The following is a 21,506-nucleotide window of genomic DNA, read 5'->3' as shown; positions in this document are numbered from 1 at the left end:
TCTGGCAGATTGGAAGACCTGGCATGGCGATCAGCTTGGAGTTCGAAGGACAAGTGCGGCGGCGGACTTGGTCGCACGCAGTCATTCGCTGGGTGCTCCGGGGAGAGGCGTTCCTCTTCCCGGTCGCTCTCATCGCACTTTGGTGGATCGCGTCGGCATGCGGCTGGCTGCCGGAACAGATCCTTCCGCCACCCGCCTACGTCGTTGATACCGGACGTCAGATGATTTCGACGGGTGAACTGTTTTATCATGCCGGTGTCAGCTTGCGCCGTGTCGTGATCGGCTTTGCGATCGGTGCCGCTCTCGGCATGATCCTCGGAATCGCCATGGGCCTGTCCCGGCGCTTTGAGGACTACTTAAAGCCAATCTTCCTTGCATTTGCCCAGATTCCAACCCTTGGCTGGATCCCGTTGCTCATGCTCCTCGTCGGTATCGAGGAGACCTTGAAGATCATCATTATCGCCAAGGGCGCGCTTGTGCCGGTCACGCTCAACACGTTTTCGGGCATTCGCAGCGTTCCCGGCAAGTATCTGGAAGTCGGCAGGGCGCTGCGGTTCAGCCGCTGGCAGACGCTGCGCCTGATCATTCTCCCGAGTGCGGTGCCATCGATTTTTACCGGCATCCGCTATGGATTGACGCATGCGTGGACGTCGCTCGTCGGCGTCGAGCTATTGGCCTCCTCTGAAGGGTTGGGATATCTGCTGGTCTGGGGCCGCCAGATGTTCTGGCTGGATACCGTGATCATCGCGATGCTCGTCATCGGCATTATCGGCTTTGCAATGGATCGGGGACTGGGAGCTTCCGAGGTGCTGATCCGGCGTTGGAAGCGACAGGTGGAGGACTGACGGTGACAGAACAGACATCAACCGCCGTCCGCATCCGTAGGGGCCTGACGCTGCCGCTGCTACTTCTGGTCCTATGGGAAGCATCAAGCCGCTTTGGTCTGGTCGATATCCGTTTCCTTCCGCCGATCGAGGACGTTATAATGACGGCAAAGCACGAGATCATCGACAACGGATTGGCCGGTGAACTGGGCGCGAGCCTGCTACGCAACATCGCAGGATTTCTGATCGGCGCCGCATTTGGCATCAGTTTCGGGACGCTGCTTGCCGTGGTCAGGATTGCCGACCGGCTCGTGATGCCGACCTTCAATGGCATAAAGCAGATCTCGCTGCTCGCATGGATACCGCTGATCTCGGTCTGGTTCGGATTCGGCGAACAGGCGAAGATCGTGTTTGTTGCGCTCGCCGCATTCATTCCGATTGCGCTAAACACCTACGATGGCATTCGGGACGCGCCTCGCGAATTGGTCGAAGTCGGCCGCGCACTTCGTTTCAACTCCTGGCAGAGGATCAGCCGCATCTATCTCCCGGTCGCACTCCCCTCGATTGCCACCGGCATTCACCTTGGCCTGATCTATTCTTGGCTGGCAACTGTCGGCGCGGAGTATTTCCTGGCCGTCGGCCCTGGCATCGGCGGTCTTGTCATCGCGGGCCGAGAGCGCTTCGATATGGCCCTCGTTATGGTCGGCGTCATCATACTCGGCCTTGTCGGCTTCACGTTCAACCGGCTCGCCAGCGTCGCCGAGCGCCGGTTACTGCGTTGGCGGGAGTGACGGCTGCGGTCACCGCGTTATGGTAATCGATCGGGGCACGGTGTCGGCGGTTTGCCGGGCGCCTCCCGCAGCGGCGGCAGGCGGCTAACCCTGCCACGCGAAACACCAAATGAGGGCCGCTCAATGACGACGATTAAACGCATCGTGCTAGCAAGCAGACCGACCGCCGAACCTTCCGCTGAGAATTTTCGACAGGAGGAGACGGATCTGAGGGATGCGGGCGCTGGTGACGTTACACTACGCGTTCTCTATCTCTCGCTCGACCCGTATATGCGCGGGCGCATGAGCGACGCCAAATCCTACGCCGCGCCGGTCCCGGTCGACGGAATCATGGAAGGCGAGACAATATGCGAGGTGGTCAAGTCCAGACATAACGGGTTCGCGCCGGGCGAGATCGTCCGCGGAAGAACCGGGTGGTGCACTGGCGCGGTCATCAACGGCGATGTCCTTCGGAAGGTCGATACGCACGGTGCCCCAATAACTACCGCGGTCGGAGTGCTTGGTATGCCAGGCTTCACCGCATGGAGCGGCCTCAAATTTATAGGTCAACCCAAGGCAGGCGAGACAGTCGCGGTCGCCGCCGCTTCGGGACCGGTGGGGTCGATGGTCGGACAGCTCGCAAGGCTCGCCGGGGCGAGGGCGGTCGGGATTGCGGGTGGGCCGGACAAGTGCGCCTTCGTGAAAAACGCGCTCGGCTTCGATGCGGTCGTAGACCATCGCTCGAAGAACTTTGCCAGTGACATAGATGTCGCCTGCCCGCAGGGGATCGACGTCTACTTCGAAAGCGTCGGTGGCCATGTCTGGGACGGGGTGCTTCCAAGGTTGAACCAGTTCGCTCGCGTTCCGGTCTGTGGCCTCGTTGCACAGTATAATGGGGCAGGACAGACAGACGCCGACCGCCTCCCGACGACGATGTCCGTCATTCTTAGAAGAAGCGTTCTTGTGCGAGGTTTCATCCAGACCGAATTCGCGGCTGAGCACTTTGACACCTTCCTGAATGAAATCGGGCCGCGGGTCGCAGCTGGCGAGATCAGGTATCGTGAAGACGTTGTGGAAGGGCTTGCAAACGCACCTGCGGCTTTCGTAGGGATGTTGAAGGGCGCGAGCTTCGGCAAGGTCATCGTCAGGGTCGCTAGTGGTGCCTGACGGAGGTCTCGCCACTCGCGAACGAAAGAAGGTCGTAAACAAGATGGTGACGAAGAGGATCGCAGTGCTGGACGACTTTCAGGGAGTCGCCATAAAAAGCGCCGACTGGACGCCAGTGAAAGACCGGGCGGAGGTCACAGTCTTCAATGACCATCTCGATGACGAGGAAAGCATCGCAGAACGGCTCCTGCCGTTCGACGCCGTGTGCGTTATGCGCGAGCGAACTCCGCTGCCCAGAAGAATTCTCGAGCGCCTGCCGAACCTCCGGTTCATCGCCTCGACGGGAGCACGCAATGCGTCGATCGACCTTTCAGCGGCACACGATCTCGGCATCACGGTGTCGGCGACCGGCGCGAATGGGTCAGGTGCTCCTGAATTGACTTGGGCACTCATCCTCGCGGCCGCGCGCCACGTCACCACAGAGGTCGCCTCCTTTCGGAGCGGGGGCTGGCAAACCAACGTAGGGCTGGATATCTCAGGGAGCACGCTCGGAATTATCGGCCTGGGGCGTATCGGGCGACAAATCGCCAAAGTGGGCCTCGCCTTCGGGATGGAGGTCATCGCGTGGAGCCAGAACCTCACCGACGACGCGGCGAATGCCGCCGGGGTCAGGCGCGTCGAAAAACAGGCACTCCTTCGCCAAGCTGATTGGGTAACGCTTCATCTGGTGCTGTCAGAGCGCACAAGGGGTGTCATCGGGCACAATGAACTAATGATGATGAAGCCTTCCGCTTGGCTGGTAAACACCTCGCGAGGACCACTCGTCGATGAGGCCGCGCTTATCGCCGCCCTCCAAGCGGGGACGATCGCTGGAGCCGCTTTGGACGTGTTCGATCGCGAACCACTGCCGTCAGCTCATCCGCTCCGGACGATCCCGAACGTGATCGGCACGCCGCACGTCGGCTTCGTGACCGAGCAATCCTATGGGATCTTCTACCGGGACATGGTGGAAAACCTGCTCGCGTGGCTGAATGGTGCCCCCATTCGTACATTGTGAATGGTGATCGAACAGCCCGCAGGTCGGGATAGCCACCTGCCATTACGCATGAGTGGTCCGGGGAGTAAGCGCTGGTTGGGTATGCGGGCCGGGTCTCGCGAAGCCAAACCGAGCTAGATGGTCTCGTCATTCGGTTGTCAGCCTTGATGCCTTCTTGAGCATCGGAGATAACGAGCTTGACACCACGCAGAGCACGCCGCGTCCCGCTGGACCATATGTTGCTGAACAACTCGCGACTGGGCGAGCAATCGGCGCATCAGAAAGGGGATAAATGATCCGGACGCCGCTAGTAAATTTCGAGATCTGAGCGTGCGAGGGCATGTCGGATGGTTCCCTTGCTCATCTCGACGGCCCGGTCGCACATGTGAGCCACCACTCCGCGATCATGGCTAACCAGCACGAGCGTCATGCCACAATCGCGCTTCAAATCGTTCAACAGGTTGAGAATCTCGGCCTGCACCGAAACGTCGAGCGCCGACGTCGGCTCATCAAGGAGCAGCAGCCGTGGCTTCAGCAGCAATGCGCGAGCAATCGCAACGCGCTGTCGCTGGCCACCCGACAGTTGATGCGGATAGCGGCCGGCGATGTCGGCCTTGAGCCCGACCCGATCAAGTGCGGCGAGCACCGCCGCCTCGACGTCTTCGATTTTGGCGACGGTCAGCGGCTCACCGAGAATGCGCCGGATTCGGTGGCGTGGGTGAAGCGAGGAGTAGGGGTCCTGAAAAACCATCTGGATATCTCGACGCAGCGGACCGATTATCTTGCGGTTGGGCCGCAGCGGTGTGTCGAACACATTGATCGATCCGCTCCAGTCAAGGTTCAGACCGGCGACGGCGCGCAGCGCGGTCGTCTTGCCACAGCCGGACGGACCGAGAAGCCCGAAGGTCTCGCCTTCGGCGACATCGAAACTGATGGCATCGACAGCCGTGAAGCCTCCGTCTTTGCCGTTGAAGACGATGGAGAGATTGTCGACCGACAGCGCGCTCATGCGGTGCCTCCGGCAGCGCCGAGCGTGGGAAGCCGAGATCCATAGGTGGCGGCTGAGGGACGAGCGGCCCAGAGGCCCCTTGTGTAGGCTGATTGTGCATCGGCAAGGCTGGTGGCCGCAAGTCGGTCGACGATCTGGCCGTGGCGCATGACCAGAACCCGATCGGCATAGCGTGCCACCTGCTGCAGGTCATGACTGATGAGCAGCAATGACGTGCCGAATTCTTCAGTCAACGAACGCAGCAACGTCAGGATCTGGTCCTGCAGTTCCTGATCCAGCGCGGATGTCGGCTCGTCGGCGATGATCAGCTTTGGCCGGTTGATCAGCATGGCGGCGATCATGACGCGCTGCCCCATGCCGCCCGACAGGGCCGCAGGATAACTGGCATAGACGCGCGCGGGATCGGCGAGGCCGACCTTCTCCAGCATATCGAGCGCACTGTTACGGCGCTCTGCCGCGGAAAGCTCACTGTGAAGCAGAAGTGTCTCTTCGACCTGCCGGCCGACGCGGTGGGCGGGGTTGAGCGAGAATTTCGGATCCTGGAGGATGAGGCCCATGCCGCTGCCGCGCAGGCGGTTCCACGCGCTGGGCTTCAGTCGCAGCAGATCATCACCATTCAAGGAAAGGCTGTTTGCAGTCACCTCGGCGCGGCGCGGCAGCAGACCCATGATAGCGCGGCCGGTCATCGACTTGCCCGAGCCCGATTCGCCAACCAGCGCCACGATTTCGCGCCCGATTGTAAATGATATCGACTTCACCACCTGGATCGGACCGGCATCTGACGGAAAGGCGATAGTGAGGCCGTCCACAGCAAGGAGGTGCTCAGTCATGGCGAGGGTCCAGAATGTCGCGCAGGCCGTCGGCAACGAGATTGAAACCGAGCGACGTGACGAGAATAGCGAAGCCGGGTGCGGCGGCGATCCACCACTGATCGAAAATCACCTGTGTCCCCTCCGCAACCATCGAGCCCCATTCGGCAGTCGGCGGCCTGACGCCGAGACCGAGGAAACCGAGGCCGGCCGCGGCGAGGATGATGCCGGATAGATCGAGCGCCAGCCTGATGATGGAAGACGGCAGAACCAGCGGCAGAACGTGTCCCCATAGCAGCCGGATGCCCCTGATGCCGACCATCTCTGCGGCGGCTAGATAGTCGCTGCGTTTCAGCGCTGCAGTCTCAACCCGAGCCTGCCGCGCATAGGCAGGCCAACTCGTGAGCGACAGCGCGAGCGCACCATTGAGCAGCCCGGGGCCCATGATGGCGACGAAAGCGAAGGCCAGCAGCAGTCGCGGAAATGACATGACCACGTCGGTGAGGCGCATCAGAACGCGTTCGACGATACCGCCGAAATAGCCGGCGAGAATGCCAACGAATATACCCATCGGCGCCATCAGAACGATGACGAAGACCACCAGAAGCAGGGTTGGCCGGGTGCCGTAAAGCAGGCGGGACAGGAGATCGCGCCCGAATGCATCGGTGCCGAGGAGATGCTGTGTGCTAGGGGCAGCAAGACGGTTCGCCGTTTCCTGCAGGTTGGGGTCGTAGGGGGCAATCAAGGGTGCGAGCAGCGCTGTGGCAAGCACCACAAGAACGATAAGCGCACCGGTTGCCGAGGTCGGGGAGCGAAAGATGCGTCGCAAGATCGATGCCGGTCGAACGACTGTTTGAACGGCGAGGCTCATCGCACCCGATCCTTTAGGATGGTGCTGACCACCAGATCGGTCATTGCATTCAGCAGCACGAAGGAACTGCCGACAACGAGCGTCGCGCCGAGGATCGCCGGCATGTCGCCGGCAAACATCGCTGTCGTCAGATATCGCCCGATGCCGGGCCAGGCAAAGACCGTCTCGGTAAGCACGGCGCCTTCGAGCAGGCCCGCATATGCAAGCGCGACGACGGTGATCAACGCACCCGAAATGTTGGGCAGAACGTGGACGAAGACGACGCGCCCGAGGCTGGCGCCCTTGGCACGTGCCATTGTGACATATTCCTGGCCAAGTTCGGCGAGAATGGCGGCCCGTGTCAGCCGCGAGATGCCGGCAAGCGCATAGAGCGCCAATACCGTTGCCGGCAACACCAGATGCGCGAACGCGTCGCGAACCGCGCCTGCTTTGCCCGAGAGCCAAGCGTCGATGATGGCAAAACCGGTGACAGGCTTGACAGTGTACTGGAATACGACATCCAGCCGACCCGGGCCGGGCGCCCAATGCAGACGGGCGTAGAAGAGCAGCAGCATCAGCAGGCCAAGCCAGAAGACCGGCACGGAGTAGCCGAACAGCGAAACAACACGCGAGACTGCGTCAACCCAGGTCCCCGGCTTCATGCCCGCGGCTATGCCGAGCGCAAGTCCGACGATGGCGCCGAGAATGATCGCTGCGGTGGCCAGCTCAACAGTTGCGGGAAAAGTGCGGGCGATGTCGAGCGCGACCGGCTGGCCTGTGGAGACCGACTGGCCGAGATTGCCGGACAGCGCTGCCTGCAGGTAGCGCAAGAACTGAACCGGGAGCGGCTGGTCGAGGCCGAGCACCAGGCGTGCAGCGTCATAGCTGGAACGGCTGGCATGATCGCCAACCAGTTGCAACGCCGGATCTATCGGCGCCAGCCGCGTCATCGCGAAGGTCACAATCGCAAGTCCGAGCAGCGTCAGCGCGAAGGACCAGAGCCAGCGCGACAGCCTCCACAACAAAGCAAACCCCCGCCAGCCGGCCGGCTGACGGGAGTTTTCAATGTCGGATTGCGTGCGGATATCCGCAGCCTGCACTTATTTTTCCACCTTGTCGTAATAGACCTGATCGGCATTCAGGCCTTGAACGTAGTTCTTGACCTTGTCGCTTAGCACGACCTGATCGCTGCCTTGAAGCATGAAAACGAAAGGCGAGCTCTTCTGCAGTTTCTTTTGCAGGTCCTGATAGAGCTCGACGCGCTTTGCGGCATCCTGTTCCTTGACCGCAGCCAAGGTCTCGTCGGTCAGCTCGGGGATCACCCAGCCAGCATATTTCGCTGCCGTGTTGGTCGAGTTGTCGCGGTTGATCGCAAAAGCGCTGGCGTTGGAATGCGGGTCGAAATAATCCGGGATCCAGTAGCGTAGCGTCATCTCGTATTGACCAGAGCGGCCCTTGGCGTAGATCTCGCTGGCGACGCCCGGCTGGATGTCCAGCTCGATCCCCGCCTTTTCGAAGCTCGACTGCAGCGACTGGGCAATCGACAGGAAGGGCTGGTCATTGAAGACGATGAACTGAACCTTCACCGGCGTCTTGATGCCGGCATCGGCAAGGATTTTCTTCGCCTTGTCGACATCGAGCTTGAAAGGTGTGTCGGTAACCGCACCTGGGAAGCCGACAGGCAGGAAAGCCTGGTGAACTTGGCTCTGACCGCGCAGCAGGTCCGTGGCGATGCCGTTGTAGTCCACGAGGTAGCGCGCGGCCTCCCAGAACGCAGGGTTGCCCAGCGTCGGATTGGCCTTCGAATTTATGAGGATGTAGTCGGTGCGGGCCGAAGGAACGGCCAGGACCTTGACGCCCGGCTTCGACTTGAGCGCGTCGATCTGGTCGGCAGACAAGCCACGGGCGATGTCGGCGTCGCCCTGCTCGACCAGCAGGCGGCGGGCGCCAACGTCAGGGACGTTGCGAAGGATGACAGTTTCCAGCTTCGGCTTGTCGCTGGCTGCGGGGTTCGCCTGCAGCACCAGTGCCTCGTGCGGCGTATAGCTGGCAATCGTGAATGCGCCGCTGCCGGCAGAATTGGTCTTCAGCCAGCCATTGCCGAAGTCACCGTCCTTGACCTCGGCCTCAACGACCTTCGCATCGACGATCGAGGCGATCGGGGCAGTCAGTAGCGATAGTGCGAAAGACGGACCGACATCGGCCGTCCAGCTCAGCTTGACGGTATTGCCGTCGATTTTCTCGACTGCACTGTCGACCGTTTCCGGCTTCCAGCCGAGTTCGTTCAGGATGAACGCCGGTGACTTGTTGAGTTTGACCGCACGCGAAAGCGAAAAGACGACATCCTCGGGGCGAAGCGCGTTGCCCGACGAGAATTTTGCATTCGGGTCGAGTTTGAAGGTCAAGCTCTTTCCGTCAGAACCAGCCGACCAAGACGTTGCCAGTCCCGGAATGATCTTGGTCGCGTCGGTGCGGTCCGACTGGATCAGGCGCTGATACAGGTTATTGAAGGACTGGACTGTTGTCAGCTCGAAGCCTTCGGCAGGATCGAAGCTCACGGCGTCGTCGATCGACTGCGCAACGACAAGAGCGTTCGCGGGTGTTTCTGCGAACGCAGCGCTGAAGCTTGCGGTGGACATCAGCCCCGTTAGAAGTGCGGCGCCCAGCAATCGGCGGCGGCCAGTGGTCAACATCTTAAAACCCTTTATGTTTTAATATCGTAGCGGGAGTTTTATAGCGGTTCGTTGCAGGAAGTAGAGACGCAAGCAAATCGCCAACAGAGCGATATGTCGAAAAATTTTCTAATTCTTCGCCGGGAAGATGCGTTACTCGTTCGGTTTGTCGCTTAGGTTCTTTGGCGTTTGCGGGGAGACAGAATTGGTGGGAATACGAAGCAAGAAATGGCCGCCAAAGCACCGACAGGCGTTGCTCTATCGAAAAGCAGCCCCCGACAAGCCGATCGAGCGGAGATCGCCAAAACAAGCAATCGGCACCGTCGGCGATCACCAAGGAAGCGCCGAACGAAAGCTAACTCAGAGCTAGCAGAGTTTCTGTGTGGATCGCTCTTGTTAAAGTTCAGCCCCGAAGCCTGCCGACGTCATAGATGCGCAAGCCGGCGCTGTCGAAAAAGCGCAGCTGCGCGCCGTCCCAGGAAAAATGGACGGTGTCGCCAGCGTCAACGGGAACCGGTGACCGATGCTCCGCGACAATCGCCTGTCCTTCTTCCGTCTGGCAGTACAGAAACTGGGTGCCACCGAGATATTCCGAGAAATCAACCCTGGCCTGCAGCATCCCTTCGCCCGCGGTCGAGACCATCAGGTGTTCAGGGCGAATGCCCAGCGTGATCTTTTCACCGGGCGGCAGTGGCCCTGTTTCGAGTGACACCGGGATCTGGCGCGCGCCGAGACGCACCGATCCATCGCCCGTCCACTGCACGTTCAGGAGGTTCATCCGCGGTGAGCCGATAAAGCCGGCGACGAAGATATTGGCGGGATTTTCATAGACCTCGCGCGGACTTCCGGTCTGCTCGATCCGACCGTCACGCAAGACGACAATCATGTCGGCAAGCGTCATCGCTTCCGTCTGGTCATGCGTGACGTAGATCATCGTATTGCGCAATTCCCTGTGCAGCCGGGCGATCTCAATGCGCATAGACACGCGCAATTCGGCATCGAGATTGGACAACGGCTCGTCGAATAGAAAGACGTCGGGCTTGCGCACGATCGCCCGGCCGATCGCCACCCTCTGGCGCTGGCCTCCCGACAACTGGCCGGGTCGGCGGTCGAGCAGCGGATCGATCTTAAGGATTGCAGAGGCCGCCTTGACCCGCGCTTCGATTTCCGCCTCCGGCGTCCGCGCCATTTTCAGGCCGAACGCCAGATTGTCACGTACGCTCATATGCGGGTAAAGCGCATAGGACTGGAACACCATGGCGATGCCGCGATCGGACGGATCAAGATCGGTGACATCGCGTCCCTTGATCTCGATTTCTCCGTCGGTGACCTCTTCAAGCCCGGCGATCATGCGCAAGAGCGTTGACTTTCCGCAGCCGGACGGACCGACGAAAACCACGAAGGATCCTTCGACGATCTGAAGATCGATGCCATGAATCACCTCCAGATTGCCGAAACTCTTTCGGATATCGGTGAGCACGACCCCCGTTCTGGTTACTTCCTCACGCATCGTTGCGTTCGCCCGCCCTGACCCAGACGAGCATTTCGCCCGGCGTTCTGTTGTCCCAGAAAGGATAGGGTACGAAACGCGCCGTTGCCGGCTCCGTCTCAGGCGGGCGGGTGCGATAGAGCGCGTCGCCCCAGTCAGCCTTGTCGCGGGTCACGGGCAGATCAAGCGCAACAGCGCCGCCGAGGTCAGCCATCTCCACCGTCGTCGCCTGCGAAACGCTGCCCGTCAATCTGATGCCATTCAAGCCGTCGCCATTATCGGTTGCCTCGACACAATAGACCATCGGTCCGCGCATCAGGGCGGTCCTCCCGGCGTCTTGCCGGACGAGCGGATTGGCAAAGAGTGCGCGTGGCGCCAGTGGAATGTCGAGGTCGATATGATCGCCGTTCTTCCAGTCCCGTTTGATTCGGGCGTAACCGTCGATCGTGGTAGCGTTGAGATCGACTGCTTCGCCATTGACCTTTAGCGTCGCACCATCAGCCCATTCGGGAATGCGCAGCGCAATGCCGAAACGTGCCGTCCGGTCCGTCGTGATGTCGAAGCCGATGGCGCCGTGCCAGGGATAGCGCGTCTTTTGCGAAAGTCCGATATTCGCTCCGTCGACTTCGAAACGGGCCTGGCTCTCGCCATAGAGATGCACGGCAATCTCGTCGTCCGAGACCGCGTACATGTAAGAGCCGATGGAGGCGAGCAGTCGGGCGATATTGGGCGGGCAGCATGGGCAAGGGTGCCAGATCCAGCGGTGATGCTTGCCGCCGCTTTCCAGCGGGTTTTCGTAGAAGAAGGTCTTGCCGTCGAGCGACAGACCCGCCATCGCACCATTGTACAGCGCCTGCTCCATAACGTCGGCGTAGCGCCGATTCGGGCCGCGCCCGAGCATCCGGCTTGCCCAGAAGACAAGACCGACGGAGGCGCAAGTCTCGGCATAGGCGCTTTCATTCGGCAGGTCGTAGTAGTCGGTAAAGCCTTCGTTGGAGACGGCAGGCCCGATGCCACCCGTGACGTACATCTGCTTGGTGACGAGATCGTCCCAAAGGATATCGAGCGCCGCCGTCAGGCTGTCGTCATAGTATTCGGTGGCCACATCGGCCATGCCGCAATAGAGATACATGGCGCGCACGGCATGGCCGACGACCTTTTTCTGGTCGCGGACCGGAGCGTGAGACTGGCTGTACTCGTAGGTTTTCTGGATGAAGTTAGCGGGATCGCGTCCGTCGCGGATCGCTTCCTGGGTGAAATAATGCGGTTCGGTGCCGCGCTCGTCGATGAAGAACTTGCAGAGGTCCAGATATTTTCTCTCACCCGTCACACGCGCCAGCTTCACCAATGCCAACTCGATTTCCTCATGGCCGCAATAGCCGCGCAGCTGGCCTTCGCCACGGCCGAAGGTCTTGACCAGGTAGTTGGCATAGCGGCACATGATGTCGAGCAGCTTGCGCTTGCCGGTTGCCTGGAAATAGGCAACGGCGCCTTCGATCAGGTGGCCGGCGCAATAAAGTTCATGGTGGTCGCGCAGGTTTGTCCAGCGCCGGTCCGGCTGGACGCGCTGGAACCAAGCATTGAGATAGCCGTCCTCATCCTGCATCGTGCTGTACATCTCGATGATCTCGTCGACACGAGCTTCGAGCTTCGGGTTTTTCCGACGATAGAGCGAATAAGCGACCGTCTCGATCGACTTGCCGAGATCCGAGTCCCAGAACATTTGCGTCGTGCCGCCCCAGGGCTGGATCGGAATGACGATGCCGGGACCTTCCTTGCTGGTGTCGATGGCATCGATCATGCCCGCCTCAACGCAGCGGTCGAGCAGTGTTTCGGCGGTGGTATCGCAAATCGCATTCTGGCGATCGCCGAACAGGCCGTGAATATCGACACTGGGTACGGGCAAAGGGCGAAACTGGCGGTCTTTTTTCATCATGTGCATGGCTTCATCCGTTTCTCGAGATCATTTCACCGCGCCGGCCATCAGCCCGCGCATGTAATAGCGTTGCAAAAGCAGGAAGACGATCAGGCAAGGGATCGTCATGACGGCGACGCCGGCTTGCACCGCGCCCCAGTTGACCGCGCCCAGACGCCCAGCGCGCACGGCCATCATCAGGACCGGCAACGTGTATTTCTCGTTGCTGGAAAGCAGGATCAGTGCCGCGAGGAACTCGTTCCAGGCATTCAGGAAAGCAAAGATCGCGACTGTCGCGACGCCCGGTAGCACCAGCGGCAAAAGCACCCGCACCAGAAGCCTGAGATCGCGTGCGCCATCGATGCGGGCGGCCTCTTCGATCTCCCTGGGGACTGCATCAAACGCATTGCGCATCATGAAGACCGAGAATGGCAGTTGCAGCGTCACGTAGATGAGCGTCAGCCCGAGCAGCGAATTGTTGAGGCCAAGCTTCGCCAGAATGATGAACAACGGCGTCAGGATGGATTGGAACGGGATCATCAGCGTGGCAATGATCAAAACGAACAGCACGTCTTTCAGCGGAAACCGATAGCGCGAGAAGCCGTAGCCGGCGAGCAGGCTCACGATGACGGTCAAGACCACCGTGGCAAGGGAAACCAGCAGCGAATTCAACATATGCTGCCAGATGCCGGCGCCGAAACCATCGAGCGATCCATAGGCGTCAAGGCGGAAACCGTTGGTCGGCCATGGCGGCAGCGGCGGCAGGCCCGCTTCGGCGCCGTGGCGGAAAGACGCGAGAAACGCGATGGCAAAGGGCGCCAGGAAGAACAGGGAGATTGCGATACCGGTGACGTGATAGACGCCGTTCGACCATGCAGCCCTACGAGCACGGCGCTGCTTGGCGAATGTCGATTTGATGGCTGTCACGATTTTTCCTCCCGCACGCGCAGGAGCCAGAGCTGGACGACGCTGATGGCGACCAGAATTGCGAGCAGAACGATCGAGAGCGCCGCGCCATAGCCGAGGTTGAAGGAGACGAAGGACTGGTTGAAAATGTAGTAGACCACCGAGATCATCCGGTTCTGCGGCCCGCCCGACGTCATGATGTAGAACTGGTCGAAGGCCAGGATCGAACCGGTAACCGAAATGATCAGCGCCAGTGCGATCGTCTTGCGCATCAGGGGAAGCTTCAGGTGCCGAAAACGCTGCCAGCGGCCTGCGCCATCGATCCGGGCTGCCTCCGTTAGTTCGGCGGGTATGGCCTGCAGGCCGGTCAACAGAATGATCATGGTAAACCCGGCGATCTTCCAGACTACCATGACGATGATGGTAAAGAAGGCACTGTCGAAGTTAGCGAGCAGGTTCGGGCTTTTGTCCACCCAGCCGAGCGCCTTCAGGGCGGGGCCAATGAAGCCGCTATCGACATTTGCAAGCCAGACCCAGAGCAGCGAGGCGGTAGCAAGACCGATGACGACCGGCAGGAAAATGACGGTGCGGTATGCGCTGACGAAGCGCCGTTGCTTCTCGACAAATATCGCCAGCGGAAAGGCAACGGCGAAGATCGCGATGGTGACGATGACGGTGTAGTAGGCGGTGAACTGTAGCGCGGTCAGGAAGCGCGTATCGTTGAGCATGCGAACGTAATTCTTCATCCCGATCCAACGTGTGCCGCCCATCAGGGGCCAATTGTGCAGGCTCATCCAGCCAGTGAAGACGACTGGGATGACGAAGAATGCGATGACGAGCGCCATGGCAGGTGCGATGTAGACCAATCCGCGCCAGCCGGTTCTGCGCGACCGTCTGCGTCTGGGCAACAAAACGTTCGAGCTGGAAAGTGTCATCCAGGGGCTCCGCGGAAGTTCTTGGAAAGGGTGACCGGAAGGCGAACTTTTGCCTTCCGGTCACAGCAGCCTTGGGGAGAGATTACTGGCCGCTGTCTATGATCGACTGCATTTCGCTTTGCGCACTGCCAAAGGCACCATCCACATCGTCACCGAAGATCGCCGCGCTGACAAAGGTCGCCCAAGGACCGTTGGCGCTGTTGATCAGGTCGTTGAACTGCAGCGTATAGGGTGTCTTGGCCACCGCGATCGCATCGATGCCAACCTGCAAGCGCGGATCGAGGCCTTTCAGGACCTTTTCGGCAATATCACCGCGTGTCGGCAGGCTTCCGTATTTGGCCATGATCTTCTGGCCTTCCTCGGAATAGATGTATTCGAGGAAATCCTTGACGGCGGCGACCTTCGGCGTGCCCTTGGTGACGACAAAATTGTCACCGCCGGCAAAGGATGACGTACCGCCAGTGGCACCTGGGATTAGCGTTACCCCGAAATTGATATCAGGATGCTCGGTGACCAGTGAGCCGATAGCAAAGGCTCCGAGGCTCTGCTGACCGATCTTTCCGTTGGTAAAGCTCAGGAAATTCGCGCCGTTGTCGCTGGCGGCACCGGCTGGCACGAGATCCTTCTTGACCATGGTACGGTAGATATCGACGGCCTTGCGCATTGCCGGCGTATCAAGGGTTGCCGTCTTGCCGTCTGCGGATAGAATGTCGGTGCCCGAACCCCAGACGAGCGGAGTGAAGGTGAAGATCATGCAGCCGCCGCAACCGCCGCCAGAGAAGTAGAATCCGTAGGTGTCGTCGCCCAGAGCACGGATCTTCTCGGCGTTGGCGGTGATTTCGTCCCAGTTTTTAGGCGCTTGCTCCGGGTCCAGCCCCGCCTTCTTGTAGAGATCCTTGTTCCAGGCGAAGACCGACGTCTCGACAGACAGGGGCAGGCCATAGATACGATCCTGGTAGGTGCCGAGCTTGACGTGGGACGGCGACAGCGAATTGAAATAGGGCAGGGACTTCGCCCAATCGGTCAGGTCCTCAAGCTGACCCGCCGCCGCAAAGGCGGGATTGTAGATCAGGTCCATAGACAGGGCGTCGGGCGCCTGCCCACCGGCAATCGCGGTCGCATACTTCTGCACCAGCTCCGAAAACGGCACCTCGGTCATCGCGACCTGGTTTTCGTGGCTGGAGTTATAGGCTTCCACGGTTTTCTTGAAGGCATCGCCGACGCCTGTGCGAACCCACATCTCCACCTTTTCGGCGGCCGATGCGCTGGCCACCAGGCACAGGGTAGCGATGCTGGTCGCTGCCAATAAACGCTTCATCATGACACTCCTCCCAAACGGGCGCTCTCCTCAGCGCCCTTGCTCATTTTTCCGAGGGCTGCCCCCCGCATGATTGCCGGACAACCAGCCGGCATGGCAATTTCCGCACGCCCGGCTCGACAGGCCGTCCTTCCGCAAGCGCCAGAACGGTCAAGCCGGCCTGCCGCCCGAGCTCCTTCAACTCCATATCAACCGTCGTCAGTGGTGGCCGCGTCTGCGCCGCGACAATTTCCCAATTGTCAAAGCCGACGACCGATACTTCTTCCGGCACCTTGATCCCGTGCTCGCGCAAGGCATCCACCGCACCACGGGCAATCTGGTCGTTGCCGCAAAACAACGCATCCGGCTTCTCGCCGGGCGCACTCCAGATCCGAGCAACCGCCTCGTGGCCCCAGCTTTCCGACCACACGCCGTAAAGGACAGGCTCCTTGTGAGCGGTAGCGGCGCTATAGGCTGCAGCCCGTTCCCGCACCGAGAAAAACGCTTCCGGACCTGTCAGATGAACGATCCGCCGTCGCCCGATCCGCGACAGCCACTCGACCGCCAATTTCGCACCCTGCCCGTCGTCCGAGCGAAAGCTCACGCTATCGGCCCGGCCCTCTGTAAACGCGTAGACGACCGGCACCGGAAGATTCGAGAGATCGACAGGCAAGCTGCGATCGATGCGCTTTCCGGTCGCGATGATCCCGTCGACCTGCTTGTCGAGCATCGCCTCGACATGGATTTGTCCCATCGCCGGATCATCCTCGATGGCGCACAGGAAGACTGAAACCCCGTGATCGACCAGCGCTTCGGCGACACCGGCCATGAGCGGCAACGTAAAGCGGCCGTAGGTGTCATTGGTGAGGAGTCCGATCGTAAAGCTGCGTTTGCTGAGCAGTCCTCTGGCGAGCGCATTCGGCCGGAAGCCGATCTCGACCGACACGCGCTTCACGCGCTCCCGCGTCTCGATCCCCACGCGTCCGGTATTGTTAAGGGCCTTTGACGCGGTCGAAATACTTACACCAGCCGCCGCCGCAACGTCGTGTATGGTCACCCGTTTTTTTGAGTTCTCTATGCTCAGCAAACTTCTCCTCCGTCGTCTAGAGAAAACCTTTTCTCAGCATGACTGTCAAGTGAGAAAAGGTTTTCTCCATTGTGCGAGGATGCAAGGAGGCAGGCTATTTGCGGCAGATCAAGATATAATCGAGGTGAATGCCGGCTGCATGACGATGGTATCGGCGGCGGCCGACGGCGCTCGATCCCAGACTTGGTTGACCTCGGCATTTTTGTCGAGGCAGCGCGAACGTTCCACAGTCCAACTCTCGTTAATCTCTGGGGCTGACACTGCAAGAAACTTTGGCATTTGTTACATAGTTCCGCGAAAATGTGCGAAGTGTCGTTCGTACCACATTGGTTTTGTGTCCATCGGTCAGTGGGTGGTCGTCAAGATCGAGGCTCTAACCGCCACGGAATCATCCAGGGTCGCGTCGCGGGCGTCGCACGCGAGGGCGGGAGGACGCAGCGACGTCCAGCTTCAAGCTGCCTCTTTTCGCGCGGTTGTTATGATCGAAGAACTTCGAGTGTTGGTCACAAGGGCCGCCTCCGGACGGCCTTGGCGGACCGGAGACCATTAGTGGCCCTGCGTTTGCGTAGATTCAACTGACCGCAGGCGGCTGCTCACGTTGCTCGCCGAAAGGTGACTGACTATGGCCGTTCGAATGTCGTTTACCGAGTCGAGTATGCAGTCGTCGAGGTCAATTATATTTAAGCGCACGGCGATAAGCTAAGATCGCCCCGGCACGCCGCGGGTTTGTCGAAAGTGCCGTCGTGACTTATCCGTCCTCATCCCGTTTCGGAATATCGATCTCTATCATCACGGGAGCGTGATCGCTCGTGTGTTCCCAGCTTCTAGGCTTCCTGCGCACGCTCGCCGACTTCAGCCGTGGTGCGACGACCGGACTGAGCAGGAAGTGGTCGATCCGAAGCCCGGCGTCGCGCTCGAACGAATTTCGCCAGTATTTCCAGAAGGTGTAGATGCGCTCGTTCGGATGCAGATGGCGGATCGCGTCCGTCCAGCCCTGGGCGATGAGATCGGCGTATGCCTTGCGCACTTCAGGCCGAAAAAGGGCGTCATCAAGCCATCGTTCGGGCTTGTAGACGTCGAGGTCAGTCGGCATCACGTTGAAGTCGCCGACGAGCAAGGCGGGGATTTCGAGTTGGAGAAGTTCCAACGCGTAGTCCTGCAGGCGTTTGAACCAGCGCAGCTTGTATTCGAATTTCGGCCCTGGTGCCGGGTTTCCGTTCGGAAGGTAGAGGCTACCGATCAGCATACCCTCGACGGCCGCCTCTATGTAACGGCTATGACTGTCGTCCAGATCGCCGGGAAGTCCTTTCCGGGTCAGGTGCGGCTCCTGGCCTCTTGCAAGGATGGCGACGCCGTTCCAGCTTTTCTGCCCATGCCAGATCGCTCCGTATCCGGCCTTCTCGATTTCCCGCCGAGGAAACCTGTCGTCCGTTGTCTTCAATTCCTGAACACACACGACATCGGGCTTGTCCTCGTTCAGCCATCGAAGAAGGATTGCCAGCCGACCGTTGATGCCGTTCACGTTGTAGGTGGCGATCTTCATGTAGCCCCCGAATTGGTTGAGGCGGAGCCGGACAGATGGGGCGCTCGTCTGCCGTTTCGTCGACCACGGCGGGAAACCGGAAAAACCGCTGCGTTCACCATATCTGTCGCGTCCGGTTGGCCCAGCGCGCACTCGGAAAGGGGAATGTCGACCGGACAGAACGGTTCCAACCTCTTGGCAACATCACTGCAGTGGGCCGTGGAGCTCCCGGCCTCCCACGAAGGTTCTCCGTGCAGAAGTAGGACACGAGCATGAACAAACCGCACGACGGCGCTTCTGGAACGACGGACCAGTCGGCGCCGGGAAGCCGGCCGCGATCTCGTTCAACGCACAATTGGTCGCTCGTGGCCAAGCGGCGTACCATGCGCTCACTAGACACCAATTGATACGACGGAAAAAGGTGGCAACGTCTGCGGGCTGCTCTGATCAGCGATCAAAGCGCTGGTGTCGACGAGCTGCGGTGTCGGCGCAATGTTGATAAGGTGCAGCTGGCGTCGTGTCGGCCCTACGGTGAGCAAAGCCAGGACGTTTGCGGGCGCTGATGAGCGGCATTCGAGCCATTGGCAGCCCGCCAGCGACGAAAGCGTCTTGATCGTGTTGACGATCGGGCGAGGCGAACCGGGACTGGAGGGTTCCCTCGGGCCGGCAATGAGGCCAAAAGGTCCAGTCACTGCCGAAAGCGTGAGGCATTCAAGGTTAGCGTCTGCCACTTGCCGCGCATATGCAAAAGCGAAAGCCTCGGCAAACCTGCCATTGTGCCGCGGATCAAAACTGGCCATGGGAAGCCGCTTTCCGTCGGGATTGTCCATTGTCCTGCTGCCATATGGATTTTGGCGCATGGGGATTGTCGAGGGGCCGATCCGATAGGGCTTGTGACCGTAGGTCGATCGTACGGAGCGGGTGATGAACGGCAATGCTTCCAGCGTCTGCATGACGCTCAGATCGTCGGCGGCGTGGACGATTGGATTGGTACAGTGCGCGACGAAATCCAGATGTTCCGCGGGCACAGGCTTGCGGTTGAGTTCCGTGAAAAAGCTCAGCATCCCACCGCCGAGCCGGACATCGCCGAATGCAGCCCGCGCGCCATCATAGATTTCTTCCAGCGGAGGGCATTCGGGCCACTTGCTACCGGGCGGCGTTGATTGTCTGTCCACGGAGGGGGAGACGACAATTGCATTGGGTACGAAACCAACTGACTCCATTTGTGCCGCGATCTCGCGGGCTTCTTGCGCGGGGGATTTTGCGCAGGGTAGCGCGATCTCTATCGTTGTCGAACCGGAATGGATTTTCGCAAGAGCGGTGAAATCCCGAAGTGCCGACACTCCATGGCCGGCGGCGGGGTCAAAATGGAAGAGGATATGCTGCGGAGCGACCTCGTTCAGAATTTCCATCGAAGCCAACGTCGCGCGCGCTTCTGCCGGGGTCACGATAACTCCTATGGGGGGCATCGTGCCGGATCGTTCACCCTTGGTTATTTCTGCTATTTGCGGTTTTAAGGAACGGGCTATCGGATGGTTGCGAGGGCGCCGGTCGTTGATGGTCAGCACGATGCGCTGCCGCATCGTTTCACCGGCCTCGATCCTATAGGGCCAGGGCAGAGCGAGCGGTCGCACGTAGGTTTTGTAAGATGCATCCGACCAGTTGCGCTGGTCTTCCATCTCGAAAGTGTCGCCCTCCATCAGGCATCTCGCGGTGATGCCGTCGGCGACCGTATGGCTGATCGCCCGCATGTCCTTGAAGGGCTGCCAAGGATCGATCAGATCGGGGAACACCGTGTCGACGGCGCGGCCATCCACATACTCGACCGTCGCCGGAGCACCGGCTACTCCGACAATCGGATGAAGGATACAGAAGCCGCAGCGGTTGGTCTCGAAGCCCGTCGGGGAGAGGGCTTCGGCATCGAAGGTCAGTTCGTTCTCAGTCGCTGCGATATGGACGAAGATGGCAAGTGCGCTATCCTCCGGCCCGGCGCAACCGGCGGTATAGCGGACTGAAAACGTATCCCTGCCTTGGTCGACGACAAGGTTCTGGATACGAGGGCTGTAGGTTCCCCAGTCGCGGTCGCGGACCAGATAGGAGACGGCGCGTAGAACCTCGATGCCGTTGTAACGGATCGTCCGCAGATTGCCGTTGGCGAGATCGGCCGATAAGCGCCCGGCCGAAAGCGAAACCGGACGCTCTTCGGCTTCATGCGTTCCGTAGAGAGCGAAGATTTCGGAACTCATCGCAGCATCGCCTCTACGTCGATGGGCTTGCCGGTCTTGGCACTCTCATAGGCCGCCTCGACAAGCGCAAAGGTCTTCAGGTTGTCGGCACCCGAGGTCTCCGGCTCGCCGCCGTCCCTCAGGCGGTCGCTCCAGTGCTGCTGGATCGCGTACACGCTTTCCTGGATACTGTGCCAGGGGCGGGAGGCCCAGCCGAGAAGTTGCGGCGAGGCGTCTGAAACGATCGTGCCGGTCGAGTTGGTCACTTCGAGGCGGTAGCCTGCCGACAGCCGGATCGTGCCATCGGTGCCGTCGAGTTCGATCAACGTTTCAGGAAAAGTTTCATTGGCAAGCTTTGTCGCGTAGCTGACGTCGACGATCGAGGTGGCGCCGCTTTCGTGGTCGAGCAGGATCGTCGCGACGTCTTCGCCCTTGATCTTCGGATTGACCCGCTTGGTGCGTGCCGTCAGGTTCCGGACGTCGCCGAGGATGAAGCGGGCGATATCCAGCGTATGGATACCCAGATCCTCGATGATGAAGCGCTCGCCTTCGGCGAGGTAGGGCTGTCCCGAAAACACGTCGTAGCCGGAGCGGAAGGAGAAGCGCCCCCAGAAGGGCGTGCCGATCGCCCTCTTGTCGAGCAGGCGACGCACCGCCTGGATCGGCGTCTGCCAGCGGAAGTTCTCATGCACCATCAGCGGGATTGCAGCATCACGGCACGCCACCACCATCGCCTTGGCATCCGCCAGCGACAAAGCGAAAGGCTTCTGGCAGATCACAGGCACCTTGTGCCTCGCCGCCATCTCGACCAGCGGCCGGTGGCTCGGAACGGTCGTGGCGATATCGACGAAGTCGAAGCCGCCTGCAGCGAACAGTTCGGCAGCATCGGAATAGCGGCGCTCCATGCCGAACTGGTCGCCGACTGCTTTCAGCCGGGCCGGATCTCTATCGCAGATCGCCACGATACGGGCACCCACGACATCGCGCCACGCATGCATCTGGTTGACCGCAAAGAAACCGCAGCCGATCAGGGCACCTTTCAATTCGCTCATC

The 21,506-nt window shown here is 60.3% G+C and carries 18 protein-coding genes; 4 read left to right on the top strand and 14 right to left on the bottom strand.

Annotated elements, in window-relative coordinates:
• Positions 1–23: 23 nt before the first annotated feature.
• The 4 genes from ASC90_RS02595 to ASC90_RS02580 all read left to right on the top strand — a co-directional run bounded on the left by ASC90_RS02595 (position 24) and on the right by ASC90_RS02580 (position 3,758).
• Positions 24–845 carry an ABC transporter permease gene (locus tag ASC90_RS02595; protein ID WP_082519774.1) on the top strand — a complete coding sequence of 274 codons (822 nt, stop codon included), beginning with the start codon at positions 24–26 and terminating at the stop codon, positions 843–845.
• A 2-nt stretch (positions 846–847) separates the two neighbouring features.
• Positions 848–1,615, top strand: coding sequence for an ABC transporter permease (locus ASC90_RS02590; protein ID WP_056535007.1), 768 nt, complete (start codon positions 848–850; stop codon positions 1,613–1,615).
• 123 nt (positions 1,616–1,738) lie between these two features.
• On the top strand, positions 1,739–2,761 hold the full coding sequence (locus tag ASC90_RS02585; RefSeq protein WP_056535004.1) for an NADP-dependent oxidoreductase: 1,023 nt from the start codon (positions 1,739–1,741) through the stop codon (positions 2,759–2,761).
• Between the two features lie 43 nt (positions 2,762–2,804).
• On the top strand, positions 2,805–3,758 hold the full coding sequence (locus ASC90_RS02580) for a D-2-hydroxyacid dehydrogenase family protein (protein ID WP_056535254.1): 954 nt from the start codon (positions 2,805–2,807) through the stop codon (positions 3,756–3,758).
• A gap of 286 nt (positions 3,759–4,044) precedes the next feature.
• Here the strand turns inward: ASC90_RS02580 and ASC90_RS02575 are convergent, their stop codons facing one another.
• The 14 genes from ASC90_RS02575 to ASC90_RS02510 all read right to left on the bottom strand — a co-directional run bounded on the left by ASC90_RS02575 (position 4,045) and on the right by ASC90_RS02510 (position 21,505).
• Entirely contained in the window at positions 4,045–4,746 is a 702-nt protein-coding gene (locus ASC90_RS02575; protein ID WP_056535002.1) for an ABC transporter ATP-binding protein, read from the bottom strand.
• Positions 4,743–5,576, bottom strand: a complete 834-nt coding sequence (locus tag ASC90_RS02570; protein ID WP_056534999.1) for an ABC transporter ATP-binding protein — start codon at positions 5,574–5,576, stop codon at positions 4,743–4,745. Before ASC90_RS02570 ends, ASC90_RS02575 begins: the two co-directional genes overlap by 4 nt.
• The gene (locus ASC90_RS02565) at positions 5,569–6,426 is read right to left on the bottom strand and encodes an ABC transporter permease (protein ID WP_056534997.1); all 858 of its coding nucleotides are present in this window, start codon (positions 6,424–6,426) and stop codon (positions 5,569–5,571) included. The genes ASC90_RS02570 and ASC90_RS02565 overlap by 8 nt, the downstream gene beginning before the upstream one ends.
• On the bottom strand, positions 6,423–7,505 hold the full coding sequence (locus ASC90_RS02560) for an ABC transporter permease (RefSeq protein WP_244480278.1): 1,083 nt from the start codon (positions 7,503–7,505) through the stop codon (positions 6,423–6,425). Before ASC90_RS02560 ends, ASC90_RS02565 begins: the two co-directional genes overlap by 4 nt.
• Positions 7,506–9,044, bottom strand: a complete 1,539-nt coding sequence (locus tag ASC90_RS02555) for an ABC transporter substrate-binding protein (protein ID WP_056535252.1) — start codon at positions 9,042–9,044, stop codon at positions 7,506–7,508.
• Positions 9,045–9,480: 436 nt separating this feature from the next.
• Positions 9,481–10,587, bottom strand: a complete 1,107-nt coding sequence (ugpC, locus tag ASC90_RS02550) for a sn-glycerol-3-phosphate ABC transporter ATP-binding protein UgpC (RefSeq protein ID WP_056534995.1) — start codon at positions 10,585–10,587, stop codon at positions 9,481–9,483.
• Positions 10,580–12,508 carry a glycoside hydrolase family 127 protein gene (locus ASC90_RS02545; protein WP_056534993.1) on the bottom strand — a complete coding sequence of 643 codons (1,929 nt, stop codon included), beginning with the start codon at positions 12,506–12,508 and terminating at the stop codon, positions 10,580–10,582. Before ASC90_RS02545 ends, ugpC begins: the two co-directional genes overlap by 8 nt.
• 21 nt (positions 12,509–12,529) lie before the next feature.
• Positions 12,530–13,399, bottom strand: coding sequence for a carbohydrate ABC transporter permease (locus ASC90_RS02540; RefSeq protein ID WP_056535250.1), 870 nt, complete (start codon positions 13,397–13,399; stop codon positions 12,530–12,532).
• Between the two features lie 5 nt (positions 13,400–13,404).
• The gene (locus tag ASC90_RS02535) at positions 13,405–14,322 is read right to left on the bottom strand and encodes a sugar ABC transporter permease (RefSeq protein WP_056534991.1); all 918 of its coding nucleotides are present in this window, start codon (positions 14,320–14,322) and stop codon (positions 13,405–13,407) included.
• 82 nt (positions 14,323–14,404) lie between these two features.
• Positions 14,405–15,643 (bottom strand): sugar ABC transporter substrate-binding protein, encoded by a 1,239-nt coding sequence (locus ASC90_RS02530; RefSeq protein ID WP_056534989.1) that lies wholly within the window; start codon positions 15,641–15,643, stop codon positions 14,405–14,407.
• Positions 15,644–15,683: 40 nt separating this feature from the next.
• A complete protein-coding gene (locus tag ASC90_RS02525; protein WP_244480277.1) occupies positions 15,684–16,676 on the bottom strand; it encodes a LacI family DNA-binding transcriptional regulator in 993 nt (330 codons plus the stop codon).
• A gap of 778 nt (positions 16,677–17,454) precedes the next feature.
• Positions 17,455–18,249, bottom strand: coding sequence for an exodeoxyribonuclease III (xth, locus tag ASC90_RS02520; protein WP_056535248.1), 795 nt, complete (start codon positions 18,247–18,249; stop codon positions 17,455–17,457).
• A gap of 371 nt (positions 18,250–18,620) precedes the next feature.
• The gene (locus ASC90_RS02515) at positions 18,621–20,474 is read right to left on the bottom strand and encodes a hypothetical protein (protein ID WP_056534985.1); all 1,854 of its coding nucleotides are present in this window, start codon (positions 20,472–20,474) and stop codon (positions 18,621–18,623) included.
• Positions 20,471–21,505 carry a Gfo/Idh/MocA family oxidoreductase gene (locus ASC90_RS02510; protein WP_056534983.1) on the bottom strand — a complete coding sequence of 345 codons (1,035 nt, stop codon included), beginning with the start codon at positions 21,503–21,505 and terminating at the stop codon, positions 20,471–20,473. Before ASC90_RS02510 ends, ASC90_RS02515 begins: the two co-directional genes overlap by 4 nt.
• Position 21,506 lies beyond the last annotated feature (1 nt).

Source organism: Rhizobium sp. Root1220, from assembly GCF_001426265.1.
GTDB lineage: Bacteria > Pseudomonadota > Alphaproteobacteria > Rhizobiales > Rhizobiaceae > Rhizobium.
Note: the sequence above shows the minus strand (reverse complement) of the source record. Positions and strands in the feature narration are given on the sequence as shown.